Raw genomic sequence first — 15740 nt, forward strand, 5'->3', positions numbered from 1 at the left:
TTGTATGACTTAAACTGTTCTTATCCATTTTGGATACCTCCTTGATAATATTATGTGAGTTTTGCGGACCCACTTTTATATTATCACAGGAGGTTTTTTACTTGAAGCTAAAGCTACTCCCTCCACCTGCCGAGCAGGTGGTTTATTTTTCTGCCATACAACAAAACTGCACCGGGATCCATCTCAGGATCTTCCGGTGCAGTTCTTTTATTTTTATGAAATTACTGGAAACTTTGAAAATTTCTGTTATTTATGCCATCAGTTCATCCAGTCTTGCTTTGACAGCAAGGATAAATTCTTTACTGTTCAGCACCTGTACATCTTTCAGGGAAGTGATCAGCGCAAGGTCTTTTGTCATCTTTCCGCTCTCAATGGTATCCAGTGTTGCTTTTTCCAGTTTTCCCGCAAAGTCAGCAAGTGCTTCATTTCCGTCCAGCTCTCCTCTCTTGCGGAGTGCTCCTGTCCATGCAAAGATTGTTGCCACGGAGTTTGTGGAGGTTTCTTTTCCCTCAAGATGACGGTAATAATGTCTCTGAACCGTTCCGTGAGCAGCCTCATACTCGAAATATCCTTTCGGAGATACCAGTACGGAAGTCATCATTGCAAGAGAACCAAATGCAGAAGAAACCATATCACTCATAACATCTCCATCGTAGTTCTTGCATGCCCAGATAAATCCGCCGTCTGCTTTCATAACACGGGCTACGATATCATCGATCAGGCTGTAGAAGTAAGTCAGGCCGGCTTCCTCGAATTTATCTTTAAACTCTGCCTCAAAAATCTGCTGGAAAATCTCTTTAAATCTTCCATCATATGTCTTGGAAATCGTATCCTTGCTTCCGAACCATACGTCCTGCTTGGTATCCAGTGCATAATTAAAGCAGCTTCTTGCAAAACTCTTTACAGAATCGTCCAGGTTGTGCATGCCACGGAGAACACCTGCTCCGTCAAAATGCTGGATCAGTTCTTTACGTTCTTCTCCGTCCTCGCCCTCAAATACAAGATATGCATCTCCTGGTTTATCAATATAAAATTCTGTATTTTTATAGATGTCACCATATGCATGACGTGCAAGTGTGATCGGTTTCACCCAGTTCTTTACGCATGGCTCAATTCCTTTTACCACAATCGGAGCACGGAATACGGTTCCGTCCAGGATGGCACGGATTGTTCCATTCGGACTCTTGTACATTTTTTTCAGATCATACTCTTCCATTCTGGCTGCATTGGGTGTGATGGTGGCACATTTTACTGCAACTCCGTATTTCTTGGTTGCTTCTGCCGCATCAATTGTCACCTGATCGTCTGTCTCGTTTCTGTGTTCAAGGCCAAGATCATAATACTCTGTATTCAGTTCCAGATATGGTGTGAGAAGTTCGTCTTTGATGATCTGCCACAGGATACGTGTCATCTCGTCTCCATCCATCTCAACTAAAGGTGTCTGCATTTTGATTTTTTCCATATTATTTTCTCCTTTTGAGGTTTATTCTCCTGTCCGGATTCCAGGTGCTCTTTCCTTTAGAATCTTTCTTTGGCACTTTTACTGTACATTGTACTCATATTTTTCATTTCCGTCAACGCTTTTATGCTTTACCACACTATGTTTATAAGAATTGTATAATAATTTAGTTTTTTATTAATTTTTCACAGTTAAATTTACCCCATCCCTGCTGATTTCTGGGAAGTCCCATATCATCCGTGCTTTCTCTTAACAACATCTTCACTTCCACGTTGGAAAGCTGCGGCTCTTTTTCCAGAAGACAGGCAATTCCTCCAGATACCAGCGGAGTTGACATGGAAGTTCCGCTCTTTATCCGGTACGTATAGGGAAGCCCCGGTGCACAGGAAGTCACACGATTTCCCGGAGCTACCAGATCCGGCTTGCATACACACTCAAAGGTAGGTCCTCTTCCGGAAACTGCCTTGTTTCCCTGCAGCATATCACTGGAACCTACGGTAATAATCTTCCGGCTGCTTCCCGGTGCTGTTACTGTGCCGCCCCCAGGCCCCTGGTTTCCGGCGGCTGCCACTACTATGAAACCTTTATCCCACAACTGTTCCACACCTGCAAGAAGATCCGTCTGTTCATTTGCGCTGCGCGAAGTTGTTCCTACCGAAATATTGACAATGCGGATATTATAAATTTTCCCAAAATCTTCAATCCACTGAAAAGCCCGAAGTACATCTTCCCGGCTGCCATTTCCGAAACGGTCCAGAACTTTAAGCGCAACAATGCCACATCCTGGAGCTGCCCCTTTATATCTGCCCTGGGATGCCGTGCCGTCCCCGCCCAAAATCCCGCTGACATGGGTTCCATGTCCGTTATCATCATAGGGGCCTGATTTTCCTTCTGTAAAATCACAGAATGCCAAAATACGCCTGCCAAAATCTATATGTGGAAAAATCCCGGTATCCAGCACTGCCACACCGATGCCTTTTCCGGTATATTTTCTTCTATACATAAACAAAAATCTCCTGCCGGACAGATGATTTCTCTTTAGTTTATTCCGGTTACAGTTCAATGGCAACTGAAAACCGTTAAAATATCTTTGTGCTTTTTTTCATAGAATGTATAAAATCCAGTATTTTCTCCAATGCTTAACATATCTGAAAAATAAAGGAGGTTTTTCTATGCTTCTCTTTTTTCTTGTATTCTTCGGGATTCAGATATTTATTCTTTTCTGCTGTGCAGCGGCAGGTAACGATGCTGCTTCCCAGGAACTTTCCGACCAAGAACAGCTTCAGTTTATTGCGGAATGGAAAAAACAGCATCAGAAAAAGGACGTCTGCTGAAGAACGTCCTTTTTCACTGCAAAGAAGATATTCGCATTCCGCCTCGCTACATGCTCATGAACAAAATTGCTTCGTAATTTTGTTCATATGATAATACAAACCAAGCCGCCTTTGCTGTCGTTTACGATCTTCTGCATGGTATCCTGGAGTTTTACCTGGCTTTCTTCACTGATCATGGCCAGTTTGTTTTTGATTCCGTCTTCTACCAGCTGCTGGATGGATTTTCCGAAAATGTTGGTTTCCCAGATGCTTTCTCCCCGGTCCGGGCTTTCCTTGATATACTTTATCAGATCTTCTGCCTGCTGCTCCGTACCGACAATGGGGGCGATCTCCGTTTCGATCCCTGCCCGTATCATATGGATGGAAGGGCTTTTTGACCGGATCTTCACTCCGAATTTGTTTCCCTGGCGGATCACTTCCGGTTCCTCAATGGTGATCTCGGAAAGCTCCGGCACCACCACCCCATAGCCAGTACCTTTTACCGCCTCCAAGGCTGCCTGGACTTTTACAAACTGCTCCTTCATTCCGGCCAGTTCTTTCATAGTCTGGATCAGCTCATATTCACTTTCCATGGAGATTCCGCTCATTTCACTGAGCATCTGATAATAATAAATATCTTTTACTGCGATCCGGATACGGACCGTTCCGTCGGAAAGGCTGACCTGCTCAAGAAGTGTGTCTTCCACGTACGGACTTTCCAGATGTACCGATTCTCTGGTTACATCCCGCACATGGGTAAGTCCGGTCATCTTTTCCCGGATCTCCTTTAACAGTGCTGCTTTGACTTCATGTTCCGGAGAAAGCATTTCCACCCACTTCGGAACAAACAGTTCAATCTCACTGACTGGAAATTCATAGAGGATTTTTTCCAGGATTCTGGTCACATCTTCTTTACGGAGCTGTTCACAGTTTACTGCCAGAACGGATACTCCATATTTCTCTTCCAAATTTTTTACGGTTTTTCCGGTTTCCTCGCTGTATGGAGTCTGGGAATTTACCAGAATCAGAAATGGTTTTCCCTGGGCTTTCAGTTCTTTTATGGTCTGTTCCTCTGCCGGGATAAAATTTTCTCTGGGGATCTCCCCGAAGCTTCCGTCTGTTGTGACTACAATTCCGATGGTGGAATGCTGGCTGATCACTTTTTCCGTCCCGATGCGGGCTGCATCATGAAACGGGATCGCTTTTTCCTGCCAGGGAGTTTTAACCATCCGCTCCCTGCCCTCTTCCACATTTCCGGATGCATCTTTTACCAGAAAGCCTACACAGTCAATAAGTTTTACCCGGATTTTCTGTTTTTCCCCTATGGATACTTCCACTGCTTCTTTTGGAATAAATTTGGGTTCTACGGTGGTAATCATTTTGCCGGCACCGCTAAGTGGCAGTTCATCCTGAAGCTCCGCTCTTTTTCCCTCACTGATCGATGGCAATGCCACCAGCTCCATAAATCTCCGGATAAATGTGGATTTTCCTGTACGAACCGGGCCCACAACCCCTATGTAGATATCCCCGCCCGTCCGCGCCTGGATATCACGGTAAACCTGAAAGTTTTCCATATAAAAAAGCCTCCCTGCATATACTGGCCTGTAAGTTCCGGGAAACGTCTTAAAAAGGACAGTTCCCACATACCACAGTATATGCCCGGGAGGCTTCTTATATGCTGCTGTTCACCGGGAACAGCAGCTCTTCATATTTCTTACATCAGTCTTTGATATAGAACTCATTGTGAAGCAGATGATGCTCTTTGCCTTTGAGAAGTCCCTCATAAAGCTCCAGAACCAGTGGGTTCTCATCGGATTTCTTGATGATCATGGTGTTATCTGCATTGTACAGACCTCTTGCTCTGGCAGCCTTGGTTCTGTCACCGGATCTGGTCGGCTGACCTCCACCCATGATACATCCACGGCGGCATGCCATAACCTCGATCAGGTGATAGTTTGCCTCGCCGTTCTTTACACGTTCCATAACGGTTCTTGCATTTGCAAGGCCGCTGGCTACGCATACATTGATATCCATTCCCTTGTACGGTACGGTAAATTCCTTGATTCCCTCTTCACCACGAACACCGCACTCTGCAATCTCATGCATGGCTTCCTTGCTGTGATCCGGGCTCAGTCTTCGAAGAACTGCCTCGGTAACACCACCGGTAACACCAAAGATAACGCCACCGCCGGAACCAAATCCAAACGGCATATCACATGCTTCCGGATCCAGTGTCGCAAAATCAAGACCAAAGTTGTCGATCATGCGGAGAAGCTCTGTGGTTGTGATAACGATATCGGTATCCTGCTCGCCATCGGTAAAGCTATTCGGGCGGATCGCCTCTGCTTTCTTGGCGGTACATGGCATAATGGAAACCATAACAGTCTTCTTGCCTGCTGCATGCTCCGGATCACGGAAGTATTCCTTGATAACCGCAGACATCATTCCCTGTGGGGAACGGCAGGTAGAGATATTCGGAACATATTCTTTATACTGATCGGTGATGAACTTCACCCATGCCGGACAGCAGGAAGTCAGGAGTGGAAGGTTCTCGCCTTTTTCCACTCTGTTTAAGAACTCCTTGGTCTCTTCCATAATGGTAAGGTCAGCACTGAAGGTTGTATCATAGACTTCATCAAAGCCCATCTTATGAAGAGCATTTACGATCTTGCCCATTACACTTCTGCCTTTGGCAAGGCCATAATGATCACCAACTGCAACACGGACTGCCGGCGCGATCTGTGCAACCACACGGGTATCCTTATCAGCCAGAGCATCCCATACCTCGTCCATATGTGTACGGATGGAAATAGCTCCTGTCGGGCAGTAAACACGACACTGTCCACAGTTTACACACTGTGTTTCTGTGATCTTCTTGTTAAATGCAGGCATGACCATAGCCTCAGTTCCACGGAACGCAAAACCAAGAGCTCCGATTCCCTGAAGTTCCTCACAGGCACGTACACAGTTACCGCAGAGGATACATTTGTTCGGATCACGGATAATGGACGGTGAGCTTTCATCGATCTCATGCTGCTCTCTCGTATTTTCAAAACGGATGTTACGTACACCAAGGCGATGTGCCAGCTCCTGCAGGATACACTCACCGCTCTTTACACAGGTTGTACAGTCACGGCAATGTGCTGCAAGAAGTAATTCCACGATCAGTTTACGATATTTCTTAATACGGCCGGAGTTGGTATAGATAACCATTCCGTCTCTCGGCTGCTCGGAACAGGAGGCAAATGTCTTACCTCTGTCATCCTCAACTGTACAGAGACGACAGGCACCAAATGTGGAAACCTCTGAATGATAGCACAGTGTGGGGATATTGATACCGGCATTCCTGATGACTGTCAGGACATTTTTTTCGTCGGTAAATTCTACTTTTCTTCCGTCAATTGTCATTGTACCCATAAGATATCCTCCCTTCTATGCTTCCACATAAATCGCATCAAAGTTACAGTTATCCTTGCAGGAACCGCATTTGATACATACGTCGTTGTTGATTACATGTGGATGCTTGATCTTTCCTGAAATTGCGCCTGCAGGGCAGTTCTTTGCACATTTGCCGCAGCCGATACAGAATTCAGGATTGATATGGAATTGACGGAGCGCCGTGCAGACCTTCGCACGGCATTTTTTATCTACGATATGCTCTACATATTCGTCACGGAAACGCTTCAGAGTACTGATGACCGGAAGCGGTGCACTCTTACCAAGACCACACAGAGCCATACTCTGAACCATGTTTGCAAGTTCTTCCAGCTCATCCAGATCGGAAAGTTCACCTTTACCTGCAACGATCTTCTCCAGGATCTCAAGCATACGTTTGGTACCCTCACGGCAAGGAACACATTTACCGCAGCTCTCACGCTGTGTAAAGCTCATGAAGAAACGTGCAACCTCTACCATACAGGTATTCTCATCCATAACAACAAGTCCACCGGAACCCATGATGGCATCCAGTTTCTTAACAGAATCAAAATCAAGAGGATGATCGATCTGATCGTCGATCAGACATCCACCGGAAGGACCGCCGATCTGTACACCCTTAAATGCAGCACCACTCTTAAGACCGCCACCGATATCATAAATGATATGACGGAGGCTTGTTCCCATCGGAACCTCAATAAGACCGGTGTTCTCAATAGAACCGGTAAGCGAGAAAGTCTTGGTTCCAGGGCTTCCCTCTGTACCGATGGTATGGAACCAGTCAGCACCCTGAAGGATGATTTTCGGTACGTTGGCATAAGTCTCTACGTTATTCAGAACCGTAGGTTTGCCCCACAGACCCTGTTCAACAGTTCTCGGAGGTTTTACTCGAGGCATACCTCTGTTACCCTCGATGGATGCAGTCAGGGCAGAACCTTCACCACATACGAATGCTCCGGCACCACGGTTGATATGTAAGTGGAAATTAATACCGGAACCAAGGATATTATCACCAAGGAGGCCATAAGACTCTGCCTGCTCAATGGCCATTCGAAGTCTCTGTACAGAAAGAGGATACTCGGCACGTACATAGATGTAACCGTCTTCTGCGCCTACTGCATAAGCGGCGATCACCATACCCTCAATCATCTTATACGGATCACCTTCCATTACGGAACCATCCATGAAAGCTCCCGGGTCACCCTCATCACCATTACATACTACATAGCGTACTTTCTCCGGCTGGCGTGCTACCTGTGACCATTTCTTGCCTGCAGGGAAACCTGCACCGCCACGGCCACGAAGACCAGATTTCGTAATCTCATCAATAACGCCCTGTGGGGTCATCTCAAAGAAAGCCTTCGCCATAGCGGAAAATCCACCTACGGAAATATATTCATCAATAGACTCTGCATCGATCTTACCACAGTTCTCAAGAACGATTCTTGTCTGCTGGTTCAGGAACGGAATATCGCTTGGATGTGGACAGGCCTCATCATTGTGACGATAGAACAGACGGTCAACCGGCAGTCCGCAGATCACGGTTTTCTCTACGATCTCGCGGCAGTCATCTACCTGAACATGAACATACTGATAATCATATGGCTCAATTCTCATAAGAGGTCCAAGTTCACATAAGCCCTGGCATCCGGTCTTAACGATACCTACATGAGGAACATCTTTCTGCATCTCAACCGCAACACCCTCGATACCCTCACAGAGTCTTGACATTTCTTCGTAAATCTTCTGAGCACCGGAAGCGATACATCCGGTACCGGAACAGACGAGAACACGGCAGGTATAGCCATCAAGATTCTTCTTAACCTCAGCCTGTTTGTTTTTCAGATCTTCCATACTGGTTATACTCATACGCTCTCACCTCTCAATTCATTTAAAAGCTCAACAGCCTTCTCAGGAGTCATTTTCGGGTGAACTTCATCATTTACAGTCAGTGTCGGCGCCAGTCCACATGCACCCAGACAGGAAACAGTCTCAACTGTAAAAAGCATATCATCCGTTGTATGTTTCTTATGGGTCAGTCCAAGCTCTTTCAGCATGGCTTCCTTAACAGGCATGGACTTACGTACATGACAGGCAGTACCATCACATACCTTGATGATGTACTTGCCCTTCGGCTCAAAGGAAAAGTTCTCATAGAAAGTGGCTACACTGTACGCCTTCGCTTCTTTTACACCAATCTGTTCCGCAACATAAGTAAGAAGCTCTCCCGGAAGATAACGATACTCAGCCTGGATATCCTGCATGATCGGAATCAGTGATGCAGCTTTCCGGCCGTAGTGCTCGATGATCTCATCCGTTTTCTTGTAATACGTCTGGTCTAACATTCGGTTCCCTCCTTGTTTCTCATAGATTTTCCACTTGATCAACCTGTTCCACTACAGGTTAATCCTTTAACACTCTGTCAGTGCCCCGCGTTTATGCAAACCATTATTTTGCACTATTTTTGTGCTTTTAATTATAACTTATATCGTCATTTTCCACAAGTGCTTTTTTCAGTTTTTTCAGAATATATCGAAAAGTTTACAATGACTTACTGATTTTGTGTCTATTTTCTCTAAAAAATGTTCAATTTTTAACAGCTGTGATAATAAAGAAACAAATTTCTTTTATGTTCCTGGTAAAAAACATTTCCTTTTATTGATTTTATTTCTCATTTACTTTAATATGAAAGAAAAGTGCGTGGAAAACATTTTATTAATCTTATTTTGAAAAGGAGAACCTCTATGCGAAATCTCGACACACCAGTTAAACAGATCCGACGCAAAATTTTTACAGAAATTGCAAAGATCGGATTTGAATCCACGGACGAATCCCTGATCCACGATATTGAATCCATTCCCTACAATATTGTAGAAGAACGTGCGAAATACCGTGAAAGTATCTACCGCGAAAGAGCTGTTGCAAGCGAACGTGTCCGCCTGGCCATGGGCCTTTCTCTCCGTCCGGAGAACCGTTCCGTCCATCTGACTGACGGCGTAAAAGCCAGCAACATTGATGAGAAATATTACGAACCACCTCTTATGCAGGTGATCCCTTCTGCATGTTCCGCATGCGAATCCAACAAATACGAAGTCAGCAACATGTGCCGCGGCTGCGTCGCACATCCCTGTATGCTCACCTGTCCCAAAGGCGCCATCTCCATGGTAGACGGAAAATCTTTTATCGACCAGGACAAATGCATCCACTGCGGAAGATGCAAATCCGTCTGTCCCTACGACGCCATCGCCCACAAAGAACGTCCCTGCGAACGCGCCTGCGGCGTAAAAGCCATCGAAAGCGACGAACAGGGACGCGCATCCATCAATCAGGACAAATGCGTATCCTGTGGCATGTGCATGGTCAGCTGCCCATTCGGAGCCATCTCCGACAAATCCCAGATTTTCCAGCTGTCCCACGCCCTTCGCGAAGGAACCGAGATCATTGCAGAAATCGCTCCCGCCTACATCAACCAGTTCGGCGAAGACGTCACCCCGGGCAAATTCCGCTCCGCCCTTAAACAGCTGGGCTTCTCAAACATTTATGAGGTAGCACTGGGCGCAGACATCGGCTGCATCTCCGAGGCACACCACTACGCCAAAGAAGTAGCAACCGGCAATCTTCCGTTCCTCCTCACCTCCTGCTGCCCGTCCTGGTCCGTCATGGCAAAGAAATACTTCCCGGCCATGATCGATAACATCTCCCAGGAGCTGACCCCGATGGTAGCAACCGCACGCATTGTAAAAAAAGAACACCCTAACGCAAAAGTAGTCTTCATCGGACCATGCGCCTCCAAAAAACTGGAAGCCATGCGCCATTCCGTAAGAAGTGACGTAGACTTCGTAATCACCTTCGAAGAACTCTGGGGCCTCTTTGATGCCAAAAACATCACCCCATCCGCCTGCGAAGAACTACCGGAAGAAACCCAGGCCGCAACTGCAGCTGGAAGAGGCTACGCCATCGCAGGCGGCGTAGCCGGAGCCATCGAAAACTGCCTGAAAGAATACTACCCCGACGTACCCGTACACATCGAACACGCAGAAAGCCTTTCCGAATGCAAAAAAGTCCTCACCCTCGCCAAAGCCGGCAAGATCAAAAACTGCATGATCGAAGGCATGGCCTGCCCAGGAGGCTGCATCGGCGGCGCCGGAACCAATGCCGGCTTTGCCAAAACCTCCAAAGCCCTCAAAAAATACGTAGACACCTCAGAACCCAAGCTTCCCTCACAGGAACTGGAGAACCTGGAACTGAACTAATATATCGAAATATTTTTCCAGATAATTCCCAGAAATATTTTATACGAAACCAAAAACGGAGATGAAACCTTAATTAAACCTCAAGGTTACATCTCCATTTTTATCAACCAGGACAGGGCAAAGCCCGCCTCCGTCCCTCATCCACATCCTACCGTATAGCCAGACAGCCTACCACGGCCAACACACAGGCCCGGAAGGGAGTGAGGTTCTGTCTGCGGACGACTCTGCAGGAGGTGTGCTGGATCTTAGGCGGCGGGACTTCTGCGTTATTTTTCAAAAGTCAGCTGTCTGAGCGGCAAAAGCCGCAAGTTCTGGCTTTTGGAAAATGGTTTTAGCAGAATCCCGGCGCCTTAGAACCAGCCACCGACGAAGCCCGGCCGCGGACAGAACCTCACTCCCTTCCGGGCCGTCCCCTCCGCCACTACCTCTCCACCGTCTCCGTACTCTCCGGCCAGACATACTCCTCATCTTTCAGATCCGCCAGAAGGCTCCGAAGCTTATACCCATAACTCCTCCCAGCAGCCCATCCGCCCCCATAAGGATTCTCCTGAATCCCAAGCCACTCCACATAAGGAGCACTCTCCCGGGCAACATACTGAAACCGATTATCCACACAAGCCTGCACCAATTCCTCCGAAGACGCATAAGCCTTCAGATGCTGCACCTGCGCCCGGATCCCGGTCCTCACATCCGGAAACGAATTCCCGGCAACACCACCCCCAGTAGTCCCAAGCCCGGAAAAATTAAACTGCCCCGCACTGGCATCCCCGCCAAACTGGAGCCATCCAGTCTCAAGCATCGCCTGCTCATAAACAACTTCCCCACGGACACCCTCCGCATCCGCTTCCTCTATCACAATCGTGCAAAACGAATCAATATCCGGTGCACCACCCTCTGTCAGGACATCCGAAGGATATTCCACATTCTGCGCCTCATACTGCGCCACCATATCCTCCACATCCACTGTGGTACACCCCATGATCGTATAATATCCATAAGTATTATCTGTGGAATCATCCACAAAACTATCTGTATCACTCTCTCCGGATGACTGCGGCTTCGAAATCTGCCCTTCCATGGAATGATCCACATCCTCTGCCAAAACACCTGCAGGCGTTCCGAACACCAGAACGCCTGCAAGCACCATCATCCGTAAACAAAAACAATTTCGGAATCTGTACATATATAAATAATCAATCCTTTATTACTGCTATTACTGCGCTTTTCTCATTGCAGCTTCAACTACATGACCTACAAGAACAGAAGTTGTAACACTTCCAACTCCGCCAGGAACCGGTGTAATCGCATCAACGATCGGCTCAACTGCCGCATAATCAACATCACCGCAAAGTTTACCCTCAGCGTTTACATTGATACCAACATCGATGATTGTCTGTCCCTCTCTGACATAGTCAGCCCCAACAACACCAGCACGGCCAGCTGCAACGATAACAATATCAGCCTCTTTTGCAACGGATGGCATATCAACGGTTCTTGTGTGGCAGATAGTAACTGTCGCATTTTTCTTAACAAGCATCATGGCAGCCGGTTTACCAACTACAAGGCTTCTTCCGATTACAACAGCTTTTTTACCTGTGCAGTCGATTCCATAATGATCCAGGATCTCCATGCATGCCTGTGGTGTACATGGCGGGAATCCAATCTTTTTGCCTGTGAATACACCGGACATGGAAAGATCTGTCATACAGTCAACATCTTTTTCTGCTGCAAGAGCATTCTCGATCACTGCCTGATCCAGATGTTTCGGAAGCGGACGGAACAGAAGAACGCCGTGAATCTTGTCATCTTTGTTTACTTTATCGATAGTTGCAAGAAGCTCATCCTGGGAAACATCCTCCGGAAGAAGAATCTTCTCACATGCAACCCCAAGAGTCTCGCAACGTTTGGTTGCTCCTCTCTCATAGGAAATATCGCTTGGATTCTCACCAACACGGATAATGCAAAGTGTAGGATTTACACCTTTTGCCTGAAGCTCTGCAACGTTAGCTTTGATCTTCTCGTTAAGAGCTGCTGTTACTTCTTTACCTAATAACTGCTTTGCCATTTGTCTGGTTCCTCCTATTTCAGTCTTCCGAGAACACTGTCAAATGTCTCGTCTGCGATCTTTGTATATTTCTCAAGCATAGCGTCTGCTTTTTTGTTCAATTCCTCTGCATACGCACGATCTGCCATGGACTTTGTATTGATGTATACATTCAGGCTTGCTCCCTTAAGAGCAGCTTTGCAGAATGCAGCACCTACACCAGCATCGCTGATTGCAAGCTTGGAACCTTTTGCACCGAACTCAACGATAAGTTCAATGGCCTCACAGCATTTCTCCATGATCTCCATCGGAACAGAGCAGGCTTCTTTCAGAGCAGCCTCCATAACGCGGGCTTTCTCTGCTTTTTCTTCCTCTGTCTCTCTTGGCATTCCGTAAGCTTTGGAAAGAGGCTCAAATACTTCTGCGTCTCTCTCGATCAGATGAAGAAAATCTTTCTGAAGCTGATCACATTTCTTTTTCAGCTCCCACATCTCGTCCTCAACATCTGCATATTTTTTCTTGCCAACAGTAAGGCTTCCAACCATGTTTCCAAGAGCTGTACCAACCGCACCTACAAGAGCAGAAGCGCCGCCGCCGCCAGGAACCGGTGCCTTGGAGCTTAATACCTCAACAAATTCAGTACATGTACTGGTAGAAAATCCCATAGGACTCTCCTCCTTATATTCTTATTTTAGCACTCTTTAGAGCCCATTGGGGGCTTTTATAAAAAGCCCCCTCCGGTAGTTTTTGATCTTATGTTCCGATTAGAAGAGGCCTGTGATCTTACCTGTCTCATCTACATCGATCTTGGTTGCTGCCGGAACTTTTGGAAGACCTGGCATGGTCATGATCTCACCTGTCAGGGCAACGATAAATCCTGCACCTGCGGAAATCTTCAGGTTACGTACTGTTACCTCAAAATCTGTCGGTGCACCAAGTTTTGTCTGATCATCAGTCAGGCTGTACTGTGTCTTAGCTACACAGATCGGGCAGTTGCCAAATCCAAGAGCTTCCAGCTGTTTTGCCTGTTTCTGAGCGTTTGCTGTCAGAACAACTTTCTTACCACCGTAAACTTTCTGTACGATGTTGTTCAGTTTATCCTCGATAGATCCCTCAAGCTCATAAGCATATGTGAAGTCATTCGGCTCCTCAACAAGACGGATCACTTCCTCAGCAAGCTTCATGCCGCCTTCGCCGCCTTTTGCCCATACCTCGGAAAGTGCAACGTTAACGCCAAGCTCTTTACATTTTGCCTCAACCAGGTCAAGCTCTGCCTTGGTATCGGTCGGGAATGCATTGATAGCAACTACACATGGAAGTTTGTATACATTCTTGATATTGCTTACATGTTTCAGAAGGTTTGGAAGACCTTTCTCAAGAGCCTCAAGGTTCTCGTTGTTCAGATCTGCCTTCGGAACACCACCGTTGTATTTCAGTGCACGAACAGTAGCTACGATAACAACTGCGCTTGGATGAAGGCCTGCCATACGGCACTTGATGTCAAGGAATTTCTCAGCACCAAGGTCTGCACCGAATCCAGCCTCTGTGATAGCATAATCTGCAAGTTTCATAGCCATCTTGGTAGCTGTTACGGAGTTACATCCATGAGCGATGTTTGCGAATGGTCCGCCGTGAACGATTGCCGGAACATGCTCCAGTGTCTGTACAAGGTTTGGTTTCAGGGCATCTTTCAGAAGTGCTGTCATAGCACCCTCTGCATGAAGATCACCAGCTGTTACCGGTTTCTGCTCGGAAACTTTACCATAGGTATATCCGATGATAATTCTGGAAAGTCTCTCTTTCAGGTCTTTGATGTCGCTTGCAAGACAGAGAACTGCCATGATCTCAGATGCAACTGTAATGTCGTATCCGTCTTCACGTGGCATACCGTTTGTTCTTCCGCCAAGACCATCTACTACATTACGAAGCTGACGGTCGTTCATGTCCACGCAACGTCTCCATGTGATCTTTCTCGGGTCAATGTTCAGGTCATTACCCTGGAAGATATGGTTGTCGATCATTGCTGCAAGAAGGTTGTTTGCCGCACCGATCGCATGGAAGTCACCGGTAAAGTGAAGGTTGATATCCTCCATCGGAACTACCTGTGCATAACCGCCGCCTGCTGCACCACCTTTTACACCGAATACCGGTCCGAGGGATGGCTCACGAAGAGCAACCATCACTTTTTTGCCCATTTTCTGCATTGCATCTGCAAGACCAACGGTTGTTGTTGTTTTTCCCTCTCCTGCTGGTGTCGGGTTGATAGCTGTTACGAGGATCAGCTTACCATCTTTCTTGTCACTCTCTTTTAACAGATTGTAATCAATTTTTGCTTTGTACTTTCCGTACTGCTCCAGATATTTGTCATCAATACCTGCCTTCTCTGCAATCTGTGTGATTGGAAGCATTTCGCACTCCTGTGCAATTTCGATGTCACTTTTAAATCCCATAATGTTACCTCCCTTTAGGTATTTTTACAGTTTTTAATCCCTTAAAACTGCATTTCTATAAAAACAGGTCCCATCCTGTTCTTAACTATTTTTCATTTTTAAAGACATTTCAGAAATGCCTTTAAAGACCCAATGATAACGTCTCCCATAACGGCCATATCCTCAGCCGCAAAGGAAACCGGAAAATTATCAGAAAACAAGATCTGTGAGGACGGCGGGAACTCATCATCGCCCTCCCAGAGGATCATCTGAACTACATATCCTGGAAAGATCTCCACCTGGTATGCAATATCTCCATGATCCACGGGAACCGCATGGATGTGTTCCATAATTTCCTTGAAATCCTTAAGTCTGTTTCCGTATGTGAAAGCCAGGCGTTTGATGCACCTGCCATCAAACTGACGGAGATAAACCTCTCCCCAGGGCATTTCCCTGTATGTTTTAAACCTTCCGCTTCCCTGAGATACATTCCCGTTCAGCAGAAAACGGATAGCAAGGATCTTTGCATAATGCATTTCCTCAAGAGGATAAAATCCCGCATCATCTTCCTCATGAGTTACCTGAAAATCCGGCCAGGAAATATAATAAACGCTTCCCAGGAATTTCAGAGTCAGTTCTTTCTTCTCTTCGTCATAAGGAAGTGAAAGACGTCCGGCAATTTCTGCCGGGTCTACCTTAGCGAACTCCTCTGTATAATGCTCCCAGGGCATTCTTTCTTTGCTGTCTTTTTCATAATTCAAGTCATTTATACTAAAAGCCATGTTTTACCTCTGCTGTTTTAGTCTG

13 protein-coding genes are annotated in these 15740 nt (G+C 46.5%); 2 read left to right on the plus strand and 11 right to left on the minus strand.

Annotated features, from left to right (window positions below):
• Positions 1 to 250 precede the first annotated feature (250 nt).
• Positions 251 to 1462: an NADP-dependent isocitrate dehydrogenase gene (locus tag KQI39_RS14160; protein WP_148447203.1), complete on the minus strand. Its 1212-nt coding sequence runs from the start codon at positions 1460 to 1462 to the stop codon at positions 251 to 253.
• A 163-nt stretch (positions 1463 to 1625) separates the two neighbouring features.
• Positions 1626 to 2462 carry a S8 family peptidase gene (locus tag KQI39_RS14165; RefSeq protein ID WP_216419121.1) on the minus strand — a complete coding sequence of 279 codons (837 nt, stop codon included), beginning with the start codon at positions 2460 to 2462 and terminating at the stop codon, positions 1626 to 1628.
• Positions 2463 to 2631: 169 nt separating this feature from the next.
• Here KQI39_RS14165 and KQI39_RS14170 point away from each other — a divergent pair, with 169 nt between their 5' ends.
• Complete coding sequence (locus KQI39_RS14170; protein ID WP_173762604.1) at positions 2632 to 2793, plus strand: hypothetical protein; 162 nt, start codon at positions 2632 to 2634, stop codon at positions 2791 to 2793.
• Positions 2794 to 2876: 83 nt separating this feature from the next.
• Here KQI39_RS14170 and spoIVA read toward each other — a convergent pair whose 3' ends face one another.
• The 4 genes from spoIVA to KQI39_RS14190 all read right to left on the minus strand — a co-directional run bounded on the left by spoIVA (position 2877) and on the right by KQI39_RS14190 (position 8552).
• Positions 2877 to 4346, minus strand: a complete 1470-nt coding sequence (gene spoIVA, locus KQI39_RS14175; RefSeq protein WP_216419123.1) for a stage IV sporulation protein A — start codon at positions 4344 to 4346, stop codon at positions 2877 to 2879.
• A 145-nt stretch (positions 4347 to 4491) separates the two neighbouring features.
• Entirely contained in the window at positions 4492 to 6189 is a 1698-nt protein-coding gene (locus tag KQI39_RS14180; RefSeq protein WP_216419125.1) for a [FeFe] hydrogenase, group A, read from the minus strand.
• A gap of 15 nt (positions 6190 to 6204) precedes the next feature.
• Positions 6205 to 8076 carry an NADH-quinone oxidoreductase subunit NuoF gene (locus KQI39_RS14185; RefSeq protein ID WP_216419127.1) on the minus strand — a complete coding sequence of 624 codons (1872 nt, stop codon included), beginning with the start codon at positions 8074 to 8076 and terminating at the stop codon, positions 6205 to 6207.
• The gene (locus KQI39_RS14190) at positions 8073 to 8552 is read right to left on the minus strand and encodes a complex I 24 kDa subunit family protein (protein WP_021977710.1); all 480 of its coding nucleotides are present in this window, start codon (positions 8550 to 8552) and stop codon (positions 8073 to 8075) included. The genes KQI39_RS14185 and KQI39_RS14190 overlap by 4 nt, the downstream gene beginning before the upstream one ends.
• Before the next feature lie 399 nt (positions 8553 to 8951).
• On the opposite strand from KQI39_RS14190, the gene KQI39_RS14195 reads away from it, so the two are divergent.
• Positions 8952 to 10460 (plus strand): 4Fe-4S dicluster domain-containing protein, encoded by a 1509-nt coding sequence (locus KQI39_RS14195; RefSeq protein ID WP_216419129.1) that lies wholly within the window; start codon positions 8952 to 8954, stop codon positions 10458 to 10460.
• Positions 10461 to 10881: 421 nt separating this feature from the next.
• Here KQI39_RS14195 and KQI39_RS14200 read toward each other — a convergent pair whose 3' ends face one another.
• From KQI39_RS14200 to KQI39_RS14220, 5 genes are all read right to left on the minus strand, one after another.
• On the minus strand, positions 10882 to 11643 hold the full coding sequence (locus KQI39_RS14200; RefSeq protein ID WP_330654069.1) for a glucosaminidase domain-containing protein: 762 nt from the start codon (positions 11641 to 11643) through the stop codon (positions 10882 to 10884).
• 30 nt (positions 11644 to 11673) lie between these two features.
• Complete coding sequence (locus KQI39_RS14205) at positions 11674 to 12525, minus strand: bifunctional 5,10-methylenetetrahydrofolate dehydrogenase/5,10-methenyltetrahydrofolate cyclohydrolase (protein WP_118062494.1); 852 nt, start codon at positions 12523 to 12525, stop codon at positions 11674 to 11676.
• Positions 12526 to 12539: 14 nt separating this feature from the next.
• Entirely contained in the window at positions 12540 to 13169 is a 630-nt protein-coding gene (locus tag KQI39_RS14210; RefSeq protein WP_021977714.1) for a cyclodeaminase/cyclohydrolase family protein, read from the minus strand.
• Between the two features lie 99 nt (positions 13170 to 13268).
• A complete protein-coding gene (locus KQI39_RS14215) occupies positions 13269 to 14954 on the minus strand; it encodes a formate--tetrahydrofolate ligase (protein ID WP_015525292.1) in 1686 nt (561 codons plus the stop codon).
• A 98-nt stretch (positions 14955 to 15052) separates the two neighbouring features.
• Positions 15053 to 15715 carry a DUF3786 domain-containing protein gene (locus KQI39_RS14220; RefSeq protein WP_118369155.1) on the minus strand — a complete coding sequence of 221 codons (663 nt, stop codon included), beginning with the start codon at positions 15713 to 15715 and terminating at the stop codon, positions 15053 to 15055.
• Positions 15716 to 15740: the final 25 nt, after the last annotated feature.

It is taken from the genome of Blautia sp. MSJ-36 (assembly GCF_018917985.1).
In the GTDB taxonomy this organism is placed as follows: domain Bacteria; phylum Bacillota; class Clostridia; order Lachnospirales; family Lachnospiraceae; genus Blautia_A.